Genomic DNA, 13,634 nt, shown 5'->3' with positions numbered 1-13,634 from the left:
GTTCCAGGATTGATTCATTTCCTGGGTGTTGATGATTTTATGGATTCGCTGGTCAGTATGAGGGTGTTCTGCCTGGTCGCGGAGCTGAAGAGCTTTGCGACCGCGGCGCAGCGCCTGCGCATTTCTCCCGCCATGGCGAGCAAGCACGTGATGCAGCTCGAGAAGCGGCTGGGCACGCGGCTGCTCAACCGCACCAGCCGGCGGGTCAGCCTGAGCGAGAGCGGCGCGCTCTATTTCGAGCAGGCGCGGCAGATGCTGGATTCGCTCGACGAGGTCGAGGCCGCCGTCAGCAAGGCGACGGTCGTTCCGCGCGGCACGTTGCGGCTGACCGCGCCGGTGTGGATGGCGAATGCGATCTTCGCGGGCGTGCTGGCGGATTACCAGGCCCGCTATCCGGAGGTGTGCCTCGACGTCGATCTCAGCGGGCGGCTGGTCAATCTGGTCGAGGAGGGATTCGATCTCGCGTTGCGCGCGACCGGCACGCCGGACGAGGCGCTGATCGCGCGTCCCATCACCAAGGTCCCGTTCTTGTTGGTTGCAGCCCCTGCGTTCCTCAAGCGCGCCGGACGCCCGGCGAAGTTCGCCGATCTTGCCGGCCAGGCGCTGCTGCACTACGCGCTCTATCCGGGCGAGAGCTTTTCCCTGAACAGGAACGGCACGGTCGAGACCGTCAAGCTCAACCCGGTCCTGCGCAGCGGCAACGAGACGCTGCTGCACGTGGCCGCGCTGGAAGGCATGGGCTTCGCCTTCCTGCCGAAATGGCTTGTCACCGACGACATCGCCGCCGGTCGGCTCGTGCACATCCTGCCCGACGACATCATCTTCGACGGGCGCCTGTTCGCGGTCTATCCGAGCCGCAAATACCTCTCCGCGAAGGTGAGGACCTTCATCGACTTCGTCGCCGCCGACAAGCGGATGAGGTGAGCGGCTACAGCGACAGCGGGATCAAACGCCTGGAACGGCCAGTCAGTCGCGTCCTGCCTCCATGATCGCCCTGGCAAGGCGTGCCGGATCGGAGAAGCACAGTTCGTGGCTCCCCGGCACCTGCACGAGGCGGAACAGGCCGAGCTTCTCCGACAGCCGTGGATGCCAGGGATAGCCGTGCGGCAGCGCGGTGTCTTCGGTGCAGTTGATGTAGGATTTTGCCAGCGGCATCTCCGCCGGATTGGTCTTCAGCGCAATCTTGTCGCTGAAGGTCTTCAGCGGATGCGGATTGAGAATGTCGTAGGCGCGCTGCGCCAGTTCGAGATCGGCGTCGTTGATGAAGGCCTCGCGCCAGATCGGGAACGGGAGCACCACCGAGCCGTCGCCGCGCTCGGCCGCGATCATGTCGAACAGCCCGATATAGTGCGGCGGCACCATGTCGTTGAGCGACTCGCCATTGTTGGGCACGAAGGCGTTCCAGTAGACGAGGCGGCGGATGCGCTCCGGCACGAGGTCGGCAACGCCGGTGATGACCATGCCGCCATAGGAGTGGCCGAGCAGGATCACGTCCGTCAGGTTGTTTTCGGCGAGGTAGTCGGCAATCGACTGGATCGCCTCCTTCAGCCCCGTCGTCTTGGCATCGCCCGGGCGGTTGCCCTTGATGGTCGGGAGGTGGACCTGATGGCCGGCGGCCCGGATCGGCGCTGCGACCGGTTCGAGCTCGGCACCGGTGTGCCAGGCGCCGTGAACGAGAACGTAGGTCGACATATTGTAGCTCCCTCGGAAGGCTGGTTAGATTGGCGGGGCGATGGCCTTGCCGGCTGAACGCCGGTCTTTGTCGTTGTTGCCGCCATATTGAACCGGCCGGGATGCCGCGCGCTTGTCTGGCGCTGAACCGGATTGGTCTCGGAGCGAACTGATGGAGCAGGTCAATTCTATGAGCCGGCCGCGGCACGCGATCTGGAACACCGCGGAGACCCGGCCGGACGAGCAGTTTTCCTACTACCGCGAGGCGATCTGCCAGGCCTTCATGAACCTGACGCCGGAATCGGCGACGACGTCGCGCTTCCCGGCCAAGGTGGAGACGATCGGGCTCGGCGCCGGCGCGATCAACCGGGTGATGTTTCCCGAGCACACCGTGAATCGTTCGCGTGCCGATATCGCGGCATCGCGCGACAGCTGTTTCTATCTCAACTTCAAGCTCGCCGGACGTTGCCGCATGCTGCAGGGTCAGCTTGTCGCGCGGCCAGGTCGGCATCGTCGACAGCGACCGCGAGGTGACGCTGTTGCACGATCGCGGCCCGACGCTGGAGGTCGCTTCGTTCTGGGTGCCGTCGCGTGCCTTGCGCGACCGGCTGCCGCCGTCATTCGATTTCAGGGCCGAGCGCGTGTCCGACGATCCCCATGTCGGTCACCTCATCGTCGAGACCGCGCGCTCCCTGAACGCCGGCGCATTGCGGATGACGGAAGAGGACAGCGTTCGGCTGTTCGACGTGCTGCTCGATCTCGTTGCGCTCAGCCTGTCGCGCCGCTCGCGGGCGCAGACGGCGGAAGCCGCAAGTTTTGCGGACGCCACCGTGCTGGCGCTGCGCCGCGCCATTCACGAGCGGCTGCGCGAGCCGGGATTGACGGTCGCGGCGGTCGCCGGCGCGGTCGGCATCAGCGAGCGCTACGTGCACAAGCTGTTCGAGCGCTCCGGCACGACGTTCTCGGACTATGTGATGGATCGCCGCCTCGTCGGCGCGGCGGCCGACCTGAAGGATCCGGCGCTCTGCGGCCGCGCGATCGGCGCCATTGCGTTCGACTGGGGCTTCTCGGACCTCTCCCACTTCACCCGGCGCTTCAAGCAGCGCTTCGGCTGCCGGCCGCGCGACTGGCGCGCGGGCTGAGCAGCGCTACAGCGACCTTGCGATCAGCAGCTTCATGATCTCGTTGGTGCCGCCGTAGATCTTCTGGATGCGGGCATCGATGAAGATGCGCGAGATCGGGTATTCCTGCATGTAGCCGTAGCCGCCGAACAGCTGGAGGCATTCGTCGGCGGTCTGGACCTGCTTGTCCGAGCACCAATATTTCGCCATCGAGGCCGTCACCGTGTCGAGGTCTTTGTCGACCAGGCGCTCGATGCACCAGTCGACGAAGACGCGCGCGATCATCGCCTCGGTCTTGCGCTCGGCGAGCGTGAAGGCGGTGTTCTGGAAATCCATCAGCGGCTTGCCGAAGGCCTTCCGTTCCTTGGTGTACTCGGTGGTGAGCTTGACGGCGCGCTCCATCGAGGCGACGGCGCCGACCGCGAGCGCGAGACGCTCCTGCGGCAATTGCTGCATCAGCTGGACGAAGCCCTGGCCTTCCTCCTTGCCGAGCAGGTTTTCTGGGGCTACCTGCACATTGTCGAAGAATAGCTCTGACGTATCGGAGGCATGCAGGCCGATCTTGTCGAGGTTGCGCCCGCGCTTGTAACCGTCCGCGCCTGACGTCTCGACCACGATCAGCGAAATGCCCTTGGCCCCTTGTTCGCCGGTGCGCGCGACGACGATGACGAGATCGGCGGCCTGGCCGTTGGTGATGAAAGTCTTCTGGCCGTTGATGACGTAGGAATTGCCCTGCTTCTTCGCGGTGGTCTTGACGGCCTGGAGGTCCGAGCCGGTGCCGGGCTCGGTCATGGCGATGGCGCCGACCATCTCGCCGCTCGCCATCTTCGGCAGCCAGCGCTTCTTCTGCTCCTCCGAGCCGTAGTTGAGGATGTAGTGGGCGACGATGGCGCTGTGCACGGAGACGCCGGTCGTCAACTCCGGCACGGTGCTCTCGAGATCATCCAGCACGGCGGCGTCATAGGCGAAGGTTGCGCCCAGGCCGCCATATTCCTCCGGCACGCTCGCCAGCAGCGCACCCATCTCGCCGAGCCCGCGCCAGGCGAAGCGGTCGACCATCTTCTGCTCGCGCCATTTTTCGGCATGCGGCGCCAGGTCCTTGGCAAGATACTTCCGGAACTGGTCGCGAAAGACGTCGAGCTCTTCGGTCATCCAGGAGGAGCGGTAGGACATGGTTACCTCGGTTGATGCGGTATTCCGGCTTGGTAGGTTGGCCGGCGGCGACAATTATTGTGTTTTCAGGCTGCGCCGGTGACGCTACCAAGGCGGCCGGAGTAGCGTCTGTCGGGATGGCTGATTGTGGCGACCAAAACTCAAGAGCTCAAGCTCGACATCGAACGCATCGGCACGGTCTCGGCGATCCTGACGCAGCCGGCCAATGCCCGCGCCTGTTATGTGCTGGCACACGGCGCCGGTGCCGACATGCGGCATTCCTTCATGGAGAAGGTCGCTGAGGGCCTCGCGAACCGTGGCATCGCGACCTTCCGCTTCAATTTTCCCTACATGGAAAAGAAGCTGGGACGTCCCGACCAGCCGGCGGTCGCGCACGCCGCCATCCGCGCAGCGGTCGTGGAGGCGGCGCGGCTGTGCCCCGGCGTGACGCTCGTCGCCGGTGGCAAGTCCTTCGGCGGGCGGATGACGTCGCAGGCGCAGTCCAAGGCTCCATTGCCGGATGTCAAAGGGCTCGCCTTCCTCGGCTTTCCCCTGCACGCCGACAAAAAGCCGTCGACGGAGCGCGCCGAGCACCTCGCTGCCATCGCAATCCCCATGCTGTTCCTGCAAGGCACGCGCGACGGGCTTGCCGATCTCGGCCTCCTCAAGCCCGTGATCGATGCGCTCGGTCCGAAGGCAACGCTGCACGAGGTCGAAGGCGGCGATCACTCCTTCGCGGTGCTGAAAAAGTCCGGCCGGACCAACGACGAGGCGCTTACCGAGGTGCTCGACGCGCTCGCAGCCTGGATCGACGGGGTCGCCTGAAGCTCAGGCGGAATAAAGCCCCTTGTCGCGCGCCTTCTGGATCGCCAACGCGGCGATCAGGTCGAGCGTCGGCGTCGACAGGCCGCCGGTGCGCGCGAAGGCGGCGGGTGCCTTCACCAGCACGTCGATCTCCATGGCGCGGCCGAGCTCGTAATCCTGGAGCAGCGACGGTTTGTGGTTGGGGGCGGGGCCGCTGCGCGTCACGCGCTTCACCTCGGGAATGAAGTGTTGGGCGATGTCGTTGGCCTCGTTCAGCATGCGCGGGATGACTTCGGCGAACGCAGGGTCGTCGCGCACGCCGCGCGCGGTCTGGCCGGTCAGCAGGCACAGCACCGACAACGACATGTTGGTCAGCAGCTTTGACCAGATCGCCTCGCGGATCTCGGCCACCGGCGGCGATTCCAGTCGCGCATCGTTGAGGACGCCGCGGAGTTTCGTGATGCGCTCGCAATTGCGGTCGTCGCATTCGCCGATCAGCAGGCGGTTGCGGTCCGGTGTGAGGTTCTGCACCACGCCGGGCGCGATCACCTCGTTGGAGGAGAAGACCACGCCGCCGATGATCCGCTCCTTCGGGATGCAGGCGCGCAGACGGCCGCCCGGATCGAGGAAGGAGATGTCCGGCGGGGTGGGATGCCGCGGCGGCAGGCCGATGCCGTACCACCAGGGAATGCCGTTCTGCGCGAACACGATCGCGGTGTCGTCTTGCAGCAGCGGTTTGATGCTGGAGACCAGTCCCTGAAGCGCGGTGGCCTTCAGCGTGCTGATCACCACGTCCTGCGGGCCGAGCTGGGCGGGATCCCCTGATGCGTTCACCTTGGCGGTGACCTCGGAATCACCGACGCGCAGCTTCAGGCCGCCCGCGCGCGCCGCCTCCAGATGCGCCCCCCGCATCACGCATGACACCTCATGGCCGGCGCGTGCCAGCCTGACCGCGATGTGGCTGCCGACGGCGCCCGCGCCGAAAATGCAGATGCGCATAGATGTCCCGTTCCTGATCCCTTGGTGCCGTCAGGCGACAGCATGACACAAGCCGCCATGCGATGGACGCGGCCGCCCTACGCCGGAAACATATGGATCGGGATGCGCTGCCTCGGCCATAGTGTGCGCCAAGCAAACGACCGGAGGATCGCCGATGACTGCCAGCCCCGTCCTGTGGACCCTTGATGCGCGTGGGGTTGCGACCGTCACGTTGAACCGGCCTGAGGTCAACAACGCCTATGACGGCGCGCTGATCGCCGGCGTGCTCGCGGCCATGGACGATCTCGGCAAGAAACCCAATCTGCGGGTCGTGGTCCTCAAGGGCAACGGCAAGCATTTCCAGGCCGGCGCCGACCTCAAATGGATCAACGGCGTGCGGCCGCAATCGACCGAGGCCAACGAGGCGGCGTCCCGGGCGACGTTCGAGGCCGTGCAGCGGCTCAACACGCTGCCGATCCCGACGGTCGCGCTGGTACAGGGCGGCTGCTTTGGCGGCGGCACCGGCGTGATCGCGGCCTGCGACGTCGTGATTGCGGCGGACAATGCCCTGTTCTCGATCACGGAGGTGCGCTGGGGCCTGACGGCCGCGATCATCATCCCGCAGCTCTGCGACGCCATCGGCGTGCGGCAGGTCCGCCGCTACGCGCTGACCGGCGAACGCTTCGGCGCCGAAGACGCCCGCCGTATCGGCCTCGTGCACGAGGTGGTGCCGCTCGCCGAGCTGGAGGCCGCCGGCGCCAAGGTGGTCGAGCAATTGCTCGCCAACGGACCGGAGGCGATGGCCGAGACCAAGCGTCTCGCGCTGGAGAGCTCGTTCGGCGGGATGGGCGTGGACGATGCGGCATACGCGCGGCTCGTGCACTTGCATTCGGTCAAGCGCCAGAGCGCGGAGGCCGCGGAGGGGCTGGCGTCGTTTGCCGAGAAGCGGGCGGCGAAGTGGGGTGGCGGGACAGGCTAAGCGTTCTCCGCTCAGCAGCCGCGGCAGATGTTGTCGATGCTGCGATAGACCGCGTCGTCGTCCTGCCGCATCTGCCGCAGCGTTTCGAGCTTGCTCTCGTTAACCGGAGCGGCGGGCTTGCGCTTGGATGCCAGCTCTTCCTCCTGCCGCTTGTAGCAGGCTTCGCGATCGGCTTGGCCTGAATGAAGCGGCAGTTCTGCTCCACGGCCGAGGCGGCGGTGGTTGAGATCGCGAGAGCGGTCAGGGCGGGCAGGGCGAATTTCAAGAGCGTCGAATCCATTCGTTGACATGACGCGGGCGCGTAGCCCGGATGAGCGAAGCGATATCCGGGACCACCGTCACCCGCATATCGCTTCGCTCAAGCGGGCTACGGCCGCCGCGCGCTTGGCGGCACTTCTCTCAGGTCAGACAATCAAGAGCAACCGCGATCTTGCGACAGCCGCGCGACACGGCCTACAGCGACGGCGCGAGTGACTTTTTTAGCAGTGTCAGCAATGCCTGCACCGCAGCCGCATTGCGCCGCCGCTCGGGGATCGCGGCTTTGACCCACAATTCCGGAATCGGAAAGTCGCGCAGCACCGGCTTGAGCGTGCCCTCGCGCAAGGCATCCGCGACGAGATATTGCGATATCAGCGCGATGCCGTTGCCGGCGATCGCGCTGCGCGCCAGCACATGTCCTTCGTTGGAGGAGAGCAGCGGGCTGACCTGGATGCTGATGCGGCCGCGCGGCCCGTCAAAGATCCATTCGGGGCCGGTCGGCAGAAAGCTGAGGCAGCGATGCTCGACGAGGTCGCGCGGATGCTTTGGCGTGCCGTGCTTCTTCAAATAGGCGGGCGAAGCGCAGAGCAGCCGCTTCAGCGCGCACAGCGGCTCGTCGACCACGCCGCCGAAGGAGTGCGGGAAGGCGCCGATGGCGATATCAAAGCCCTCTGTGACAGGATCGACCGGGCGATCGATCAGCACGATCTCGAGCTTCAGCCTGGGGTTCTGGGTCTGGAAGGCGCTGAAGGCGTCGGCAAGGCGCGCCACTGTCAGCGAGGTCGGGGCCTTGATGCGGAGGTGATCGACCAGATCGTGGCCCTTCTCGCCCATGCGCGAGAGCAGGTCGGTGGCATCAGTGACGACGCCGCGCGCGCGATGCACATAGCGCTGGCCGGCGTCGGTCAGGCGCAATTGCCGGGTTGAGCGGTGAAACAGCGGCGTGCCGATCCGCGCCTCCAGCTGCGTGACGCGCTTGGCCACGACCGAGGTCGAGACATCGAGCTTTCGCGCAGCGGCGGAGAAGCCGGCTGCATCGGCGGTGGCGAGGAACGCCTGAAGGTTCACCAGAATGTCCATCTCTAACCTTTCGCGATTCGAGAAAGCTGATCGCGTAATTTGGTGGATTGTAGCCCGCCTCGCGTTAATTCATAGTCGGTCCCAAGCAAGGATTTTCAGGGATAGGACGCGCCATGCGGGCCACGACGATCGAAGAACCAGCGCGCCAGGTGCCGCTCTACGGCGAATATGAAGTCGTCGTGCTTGGCGGCGGCCCGGCCGGCATTATCGCAGCGGCGTCCGCAGCGCGGGCGGGGCGGAAGACGCTGCTGATCGAGCGCTACGGCTTCCTCGGCGGCATGGGCACGGCGGCCGGCGTCACCAATTTCTGCGGCCTGCATGGCAACGTCTACGGCAAGGCCCACCGGCTGGTGCAGGGCATGGCGTCCGAGCTCCTGGCGCGGATCGACCTGCTCAACGGCCTGAACACCCCGCATCTGATCCTCGGCAAGGTCTTTGCCCAGGCCTACGACACCGCGGCCTACAAGATCGCGGCCGACGAACTCCTTGCCAGCCACAAGGTGCACATCCTCTTCCACGCGCTCGGCGCCGGCGTGGTGATGGGCGACAACAGCCGCATCGACGCGCTGATGGTCGAGACCAAGGGTGGCCGGCAGGCGGTGCGCTCAGAGATCTTCATCGACTGCTCCGGCGACGGCGATCTCGCTGTGTGGGCCGGCGCGCCGTTCGAAATCGGCGATGAACACGGCCATCCGCTGTATCCCTCGATGATGCTCCGCCTCAACGGCATCGATCCCGAGAGGGCGGGCGAGGCCTGGCGCACCATTCCGCAATTGATGGAAAAGGCGCTCGCCGCCGGCACCCACAAATTCCCGCGCAAGAGCGCCATCGTGCGGCCGCAGAAATCCGGCATCGAATGGCGGGTGAATTTCACGCAAGTTGCCCGCGAGGATGGCCACGCCATCAACGGCATCGAGCCCGACGATCTCACCCGCGGTGAGATCGAGGGCCGCAAGCAGGCGCTCGCCGCGTTCGAATTCCTGCGCACCGTGCCGGGCTTTGAAAAGTCCTACATCGTCGATTTGCCGCCGCAGCTCGGCATCCGCGAGACCCGCCGGATCAAGGGCGGCTACCAGCTCAGCGGCGAGGACGTGCTCGGCTGTGCCTCGTTCGAGGATTCCATCGGCGTCAACGGCTGGCCGATCGAGGCCCACGTTCCCGGCGACGTCGTCTTCACCTTCCCGCCGATCCCGGAATCCCGCGGCTACAACGAGCTGCCCTACCGGATGCTGGTGCCCGAAGGCGTCGACAATCTGCTGGTCGCCGGCCGTTGCGCCTCGATGACCCATGAGGGCCAGTCGGCCGCGCGCGTCTCCGGTGCCTGTTTCGTGATGGGGGAGGCTGCCGGTTCCGCCGCCGCGCTGGCGCTCTCCGGAAACCGGATCCCGCGTGACATCCCCATTGAAAAATTGCAGGAAACGTTGAAACAACAGGGCGCCTTCATCGGGCGGGACCAGCCCGTACCCGAAGGGCTTTGACGGGCTGCAAGACAACGACGGAGGAAACGGGATGATCGGGATTGCGCGGCTCGCGCTTGCGAACCTTTTGGCGATCATGGCGATGGGCGCGGCGCAGGCTGAGGACGCGCTGAAGGCCAGGATCGGCGTGCTCCGCCTGTCCTCCTCCGCGCCGGTCTTCATCGCGCAGGACAAGGGCTATTTTCGCGAGGCGGGACTCGACGTCGAGCTGAAGTTCTTCGACGCGGCGCAGCCGATCGCGGTCGCCACCACCTCGGGAGATGTTGATTTCGGCGTCACCGCCTTCACCGCAGGTCTCTACAATCTCGCCGGCAAGGGCGTGCTGAAGGTGATCGGCGGCATGAGCCGCGAGAAGGCCGGCTATCCCCTGATCGGCTATTTCGCCAGCAACAACGCCTATGCCGCCGGCCTGAAGACGCCGAAGGACCTCGCGGGCAAGCGCGTGGCAATGACGCAGGTCGGATCGTCCTTTCATTATTCGCTCGGCCTGCTCGCCGACAAATACGGCTTCAAGCTCGCGGACGTGAAGATCGTGCCGCTGCAATCGCTGTCGAACGCGGCGGCGGCGCTCAAGGGCGAGACCGTCGATGCGGCGCTGCTGCCGATCTCCACCGCGCGCAAGCTGATGGACGAGGGCGGTGCGAAGTTCTTGGGCTGGGTCGGCGACGAGACGCCGTGGCAGCTGGGCGCGGTGTTCGCCGCGCCGAAGACGCTGACCAACAAGGTGCTGGTGACCAAGCTGCTCGGCGCCCTGGCAAAGGCCGACCGCGAGTATCACGACGTCATCCTCGCCGCGATGAAGGACGGCGTGGCGCCCATCAACGAACAGACCAAGCCGCTGCTGGAGATCATCGCGAAGTACACCAATCTGCCGGTCGAGCAGGTGGTCGGCAACTGTGCTTACATCGATCCCGACGGCAAGCTCGACGTCAAGAACGTCGACAACCAGATCAAATGGCTCCAGGAGCAGGGCTTTGCCGACAAGGGCTTTGATGCCAATACGATCATCGCCAAGGACTATGTGAAGGCGGACTGACCTTTCGTCATTCCGGGGCTCGCGAAGCGAGACCCCGGAATCTCGAGGTTCCCCGGTGCGCAATTGCGCACCTGTGGTCTGATCCTTCGGATCATCCCGGAACGACGGGGCAGAGGATAGACGAGACAGAATGGACCTGATCGCCAACCACATCACCCACCGCTTCGGCGATCTCGCCGTGCTCGACGACGTCTCCTTCACCGTCGGTGCCGGCGAGGTGGTGGCGATCGTCGGGCCCTCCGGCTGCGGCAAGAGCACGCTGCTGTCGATCCTGGGCGGGCTGTTGCAGCCGACATCGGGCGCGCCCGAGCTGCGCGGGGCGCCGCCGGCGGACAGTCTCAATCCGCTGACCTTCGTATTCCAGGATTTTGCGTTGCTGCCCTGGGCGACGGTCGAGGAGAACGTCGAATTCCCGCTGCTGCACGCCCAGCTCTCGGCGGCGCAGCGCCGCGTGCTGGTCGAGGATGCGCTGCGCCGCACCGGCCTGACCGATTTTCGCCAGACCTATCCAAAGCAGCTCTCCGGCGGCATGCGCCAGCGCGTCGGCATTTCGCGCGCGCTGGCGGTCAGGCCCGCCATCCTGCTGATGGACGAGCCGCTCTCGGCGCTGGATTCGCAGACGCGCGAACTGCTGATGGAGGATTTCGTCCGCCTGCTCGCCGATGGCGGCATGGGCGCGGTCTACGTCACGCACAATCTCGAAGAGGCGGCGCGGCTCGCCGACCGCATCGTGGTGCTGTCGCGCCGGCCCGGGCGCATCCGCGAGGTCGTCACCGTGCCGATGACGCGCACCGAGCGCGGCGAAACCGCGGCGCGTGAAAAGCTGCTGGCGCTCCAGAACCAGATCTGGTCGCTGATCCGCCACGAGGCGATCGATGCCGAGCGCGAGGTCCAGCATGCTTGATCGCGCACCCTCGACGGACACACCTGTAAAGAGCGAGGCGACCCGGCGCGTTCGCTTCCGCGGCGCCGGCTTCGTGCCCGCATCGAGCCGGTTCGGCGGCTGGATCGCGCTGGCCCTCGTCATCGCGCTCTGGCAGGCTGCCGGCAGCGTCGGTCTCGTCAATCCGCTGTTCCTGCCGGCACCGTCGGCGATCGTGCGTGCGATCTACGAGCTCGCGATGTCAGGCGCGCTCTGGCAGCACCTCTCGGCCTCGCTGCTGCGCATCGGCGTCGGCTGGCTGCTGGGCACGGCGGCCGGTATCGCCGTCGGCTTCGCCATCGGCCTGTCGCGGCTCGCGCGCAGCGTCGGCATCACCTTCATCTCGGCGCTGTTCCCGATTCCGAAGATCGCGCTGCTGCCGCTGTTGATCCTCTGGCTCGGCATCGGCGAAGAGCCGAAGATCGCGACCATTGCGCTCGGCGTGTTCTTCTCGACCGCGATCTCGGTCTATAGCGGCGTCGACGCGGTGCCGCGCAACCTCATCCGCATGGCGCAGAGCTTCAACGTCCCCTTCGCCACCATCGTGCGCAAGGTGATCTGGCCGGGCGCGCTGCCCGCAATCCTCGCCGGCTTCCGCATCACCGCCTCCGTCGCGCTGCTGCTCGTCGTCAGCGCCGAGATGATCGGCGCGCAATACGGCATCGGCGCGTTCGTGCTCCAGGCCGGCAATCTGATGCAGACGGACCAGCTGCTCGCGGGCGTGGTGATCCTGTCGGTGTTTGGATTGGCGGTGGGGAAGGTGATCAATCTGCTGGAGACGCGGCTGTTGCACTGGCGGTAGGCATACTCCGTCATTGCGAGCGCAGCGAAGCAATCCAGACTGCCTCCGTGGAAAGACTCTGGATTGCTTCGCTGCGCTCGCAATGACGATGTGGAGGTAGGTGCGCTCCACAATCCAGGTCGTCATGCCCGGGCTTGTCCCGGGCATCCACGTCTTTCCTCAGGCGCGGCGGCACGTGGATGGCCGGGTCAAGCCCGGCCATGACGGAGGATAGAGCCCCGCCTCATGCATTCCCGCGATCTTCCCGGAACAAATCCAGCTTCTGCTGCACCGGGCGGTCCGAGAAGCTGAACAGCACGGCATCGTCATCGGCCTCGTGCGTCACCCATTGCCAGCTCGGCACCACGAACAGGTCGCGCGGGCCCCATTCGAATACGGCATCGCCGATGCGGGTGCGGCCCTTGCCTTCGATCGGACAGAACACGGTCGCGTCCGTCGAACGATAGCGCGCCGTCTTGAAACCCTTCGGCAGCAACTGGATGAAGGTGCCGATGGTGGGCATCGCGAAATCGCCGGTCTCGGGATTGCTGAACTTCAGCTTCAGCCCGTGGCAGGCGTCCCATTCCTGGCTCGCGCGAGCCTTCTCCAGCGCCTCGCGGGTGTAGGCATAGGGATAGCTGAAGATCGGCGAGGTCTTCGAACTCCGCTTCACGTCAACCGGCAGCAGATTGTGGCCGTAGCGCGCAAAGCTGTCGCCGGCGGGCTTCGTGATCCTCTGCTGGTCCTCCGTTGAGCCTTCCGCAAAGGAGCAGTCGAAGAACTGCACCAGCGGGATATCGAGGCCGTCGAGCCAGAACATCGGCTCGTCAGTCTCGTTGGAGTGGTCGTGCCAGGTCATCGACGGCGTGATGATGAAATCGCCGGGCTCCATCGCCGTGCGCTCCCCGTCGACGGCGGTGTGGGCGCCCTTGCCTTCGAGCACGAAGCGCAGCGCCGACTGGCTGTGCCGGTGGGCGGGGGCGACGTCGCCGGGCACCACCATCTGCACGCCGGCATAGAGCGAGGTCGTGATCTTGGACTGGCCGCGCAGGCCCGGGTTCTCCAGCACCAGCACGCGCCGTTCGGCTTCCTTGGCCGTGATCAGCTTGCCGGCTTCCGTCATGTAGTCGCGGATGATTTCGAACTTCCAGAGGTGTGGCCGGCAGGCGCTTTTCGGCTCCGGCGTGATCAAATCGCTCATCACCGTCCACAGCGCGGTGAGATTTTCGCCGTCGATCTTCTTGTAGAACGCCTCGCGTTCCGGCGTCTTGGTCACGGCTTCCATGGCGCGCCTCCTGTGGTTCTCGTTGAGATTGACAGCATACTGACAATCTTTGTAGCGTCAACGTGGAAGGTCTCGGACGGGCAAGAAAC

The 13,634-nt window shown here is 65.7% G+C and carries 13 protein-coding genes and 1 pseudogene; 8 read left to right on the top strand and 6 right to left on the bottom strand.

Annotated features, from left to right (window positions below):
- Window positions 1-39 precede the first annotated feature (39 nt).
- A complete protein-coding gene (locus E4K65_RS15070; RefSeq protein WP_135174844.1) occupies window positions 40-924 on the top strand; it encodes a LysR family transcriptional regulator in 885 nt (294 codons plus the stop codon).
- A 42-nt stretch (window positions 925-966) separates the two neighbouring features.
- On the opposite strand, the gene E4K65_RS15065 is transcribed toward E4K65_RS15070, so the two are convergent.
- Entirely contained in the window at window positions 967-1,692 is a 726-nt protein-coding gene (locus E4K65_RS15065) for an alpha/beta hydrolase (RefSeq protein ID WP_027545183.1), read from the bottom strand.
- A gap of 151 nt (window positions 1,693-1,843) precedes the next feature.
- Between E4K65_RS15065 and E4K65_RS15060 the strand changes: the two are divergent.
- A pseudogene (locus tag E4K65_RS15060) lies at window positions 1,844-2,813 on the top strand (helix-turn-helix domain-containing protein).
- Window positions 2,814-2,819: 6 nt separating this feature from the next.
- Here E4K65_RS15060 and E4K65_RS15055 read toward each other — a convergent pair.
- On the bottom strand, window positions 2,820-3,965 hold the full coding sequence (locus tag E4K65_RS15055) for an acyl-CoA dehydrogenase family protein (RefSeq protein WP_135174843.1): 1,146 nt from the start codon (window positions 3,963-3,965) through the stop codon (window positions 2,820-2,822).
- A gap of 126 nt (window positions 3,966-4,091) precedes the next feature.
- Here E4K65_RS15055 and E4K65_RS15050 point away from each other — a divergent pair, with 126 nt between their 5' ends.
- Complete coding sequence (locus tag E4K65_RS15050) at window positions 4,092-4,769, top strand: alpha/beta hydrolase family protein (RefSeq protein WP_135174842.1); 678 nt, start codon at window positions 4,092-4,094, stop codon at window positions 4,767-4,769.
- Between the two features lie 3 nt (window positions 4,770-4,772).
- On the opposite strand, the gene E4K65_RS15045 is transcribed toward E4K65_RS15050, so the two are convergent.
- Window positions 4,773-5,747, bottom strand: a complete 975-nt coding sequence (locus E4K65_RS15045) for a ketopantoate reductase family protein (protein WP_135174841.1) — start codon at window positions 5,745-5,747, stop codon at window positions 4,773-4,775.
- Window positions 5,748-5,901: 154 nt separating this feature from the next.
- Between E4K65_RS15045 and E4K65_RS15040 the strand changes: the two genes are divergently transcribed.
- The gene (locus E4K65_RS15040; RefSeq protein WP_135174840.1) at window positions 5,902-6,705 is read left to right on the top strand and encodes an enoyl-CoA hydratase-related protein; all 804 of its coding nucleotides are present in this window, start codon (window positions 5,902-5,904) and stop codon (window positions 6,703-6,705) included.
- A gap of 11 nt (window positions 6,706-6,716) precedes the next feature.
- On the opposite strand, the gene E4K65_RS15035 is transcribed toward E4K65_RS15040, so the two are convergent.
- Both E4K65_RS15035 and E4K65_RS15030 read right to left on the bottom strand, forming a co-directional pair.
- Window positions 6,717-6,995 carry a hypothetical protein gene (locus tag E4K65_RS15035; RefSeq protein WP_235885644.1) on the bottom strand — a complete coding sequence of 93 codons (279 nt, stop codon included), beginning with the start codon at window positions 6,993-6,995 and terminating at the stop codon, window positions 6,717-6,719.
- A gap of 163 nt (window positions 6,996-7,158) precedes the next feature.
- A complete protein-coding gene (locus E4K65_RS15030) occupies window positions 7,159-8,043 on the bottom strand; it encodes a LysR family transcriptional regulator (protein WP_135174839.1) in 885 nt (294 codons plus the stop codon).
- A 113-nt stretch (window positions 8,044-8,156) separates the two neighbouring features.
- Between E4K65_RS15030 and E4K65_RS15025 the strand changes: the two genes are divergently transcribed.
- The 4 genes from E4K65_RS15025 to E4K65_RS15010 all read left to right on the top strand — a co-directional run bounded on the left by E4K65_RS15025 (window position 8,157) and on the right by E4K65_RS15010 (window position 12,281).
- Window positions 8,157-9,521 (top strand): FAD-dependent oxidoreductase, encoded by a 1,365-nt coding sequence (locus E4K65_RS15025; protein WP_135174838.1) that lies wholly within the window; start codon window positions 8,157-8,159, stop codon window positions 9,519-9,521.
- A gap of 31 nt (window positions 9,522-9,552) precedes the next feature.
- Window positions 9,553-10,557, top strand: coding sequence for an ABC transporter substrate-binding protein (locus E4K65_RS15020; protein WP_135174837.1), 1,005 nt, complete (start codon window positions 9,553-9,555; stop codon window positions 10,555-10,557).
- 130 nt (window positions 10,558-10,687) lie between these two features.
- Window positions 10,688-11,461 carry an ABC transporter ATP-binding protein gene (locus E4K65_RS15015; RefSeq protein WP_135174836.1) on the top strand — a complete coding sequence of 258 codons (774 nt, stop codon included), beginning with the start codon at window positions 10,688-10,690 and terminating at the stop codon, window positions 11,459-11,461.
- Window positions 11,454-12,281: an ABC transporter permease gene (locus E4K65_RS15010; RefSeq protein ID WP_167770827.1), complete on the top strand. Its 828-nt coding sequence runs from the start codon at window positions 11,454-11,456 to the stop codon at window positions 12,279-12,281. Before E4K65_RS15015 ends, E4K65_RS15010 begins: the two co-directional genes overlap by 8 nt.
- A 223-nt stretch (window positions 12,282-12,504) precedes the next feature.
- Here the strand turns inward: E4K65_RS15010 and gtdA are convergent, their stop codons facing one another.
- Window positions 12,505-13,545, bottom strand: coding sequence for a gentisate 1,2-dioxygenase (gene gtdA, locus E4K65_RS15005; RefSeq protein ID WP_135174834.1), 1,041 nt, complete (start codon window positions 13,543-13,545; stop codon window positions 12,505-12,507).
- Window positions 13,546-13,634: the final 89 nt, after the last annotated feature.

Source organism: Bradyrhizobium niftali, from assembly GCF_004571025.1.
Classification (GTDB): Bacteria; Pseudomonadota; Alphaproteobacteria; order Rhizobiales; family Xanthobacteraceae; genus Bradyrhizobium; species Bradyrhizobium niftali.
Note: the sequence above shows the minus strand (reverse complement) of the source record. Positions and strands in the feature narration are given on the sequence as shown.

Excerpts from the sequence above, each read along its gene's own strand:
- E4K65_RS15025 (WP_135174838.1), top strand. The coding sequence starts at position 8,157 with ATGCGGGCCACGACGATCGAAGAACCAGCGCGCCAGGTGCCGCTCTAC.
- gtdA (WP_135174834.1), bottom strand. The coding sequence starts at position 13,545 with ATGGAAGCCGTGACCAAGACGCCGGAACGCGAGGCGTTCTACAAGAAG.
- E4K65_RS15010 (WP_167770827.1), top strand. The coding sequence starts at position 11,454 with ATGCTTGATCGCGCACCCTCGACGGACACACCTGTAAAGAGCGAGGCG.
- E4K65_RS15035 (WP_235885644.1), bottom strand. The coding sequence starts at position 6,995 with ATGTCAACGAATGGATTCGACGCTCTTGAAATTCGCCCTGCCCGCCCT.
- E4K65_RS15040 (WP_135174840.1), top strand. The coding sequence starts at position 5,902 with ATGACTGCCAGCCCCGTCCTGTGGACCCTTGATGCGCGTGGGGTTGCG.
- E4K65_RS15020 (WP_135174837.1), top strand. The coding sequence starts at position 9,553 with ATGATCGGGATTGCGCGGCTCGCGCTTGCGAACCTTTTGGCGATCATG.
- E4K65_RS15045 (WP_135174841.1), bottom strand. The coding sequence starts at position 5,747 with ATGCGCATCTGCATTTTCGGCGCGGGCGCCGTCGGCAGCCACATCGCG.
- E4K65_RS15070 (WP_135174844.1), top strand. The coding sequence starts at position 40 with ATGGATTCGCTGGTCAGTATGAGGGTGTTCTGCCTGGTCGCGGAGCTG.
- E4K65_RS15065 (WP_027545183.1), bottom strand. The coding sequence starts at position 1,692 with ATGTCGACCTACGTTCTCGTTCACGGCGCCTGGCACACCGGTGCCGAG.
- E4K65_RS15055 (WP_135174843.1), bottom strand. The coding sequence starts at position 3,965 with ATGTCCTACCGCTCCTCCTGGATGACCGAAGAGCTCGACGTCTTTCGC.
- E4K65_RS15015 (WP_135174836.1), top strand. The coding sequence starts at position 10,688 with ATGGACCTGATCGCCAACCACATCACCCACCGCTTCGGCGATCTCGCC.
- E4K65_RS15030 (WP_135174839.1), bottom strand. The coding sequence starts at position 8,043 with ATGGACATTCTGGTGAACCTTCAGGCGTTCCTCGCCACCGCCGATGCA.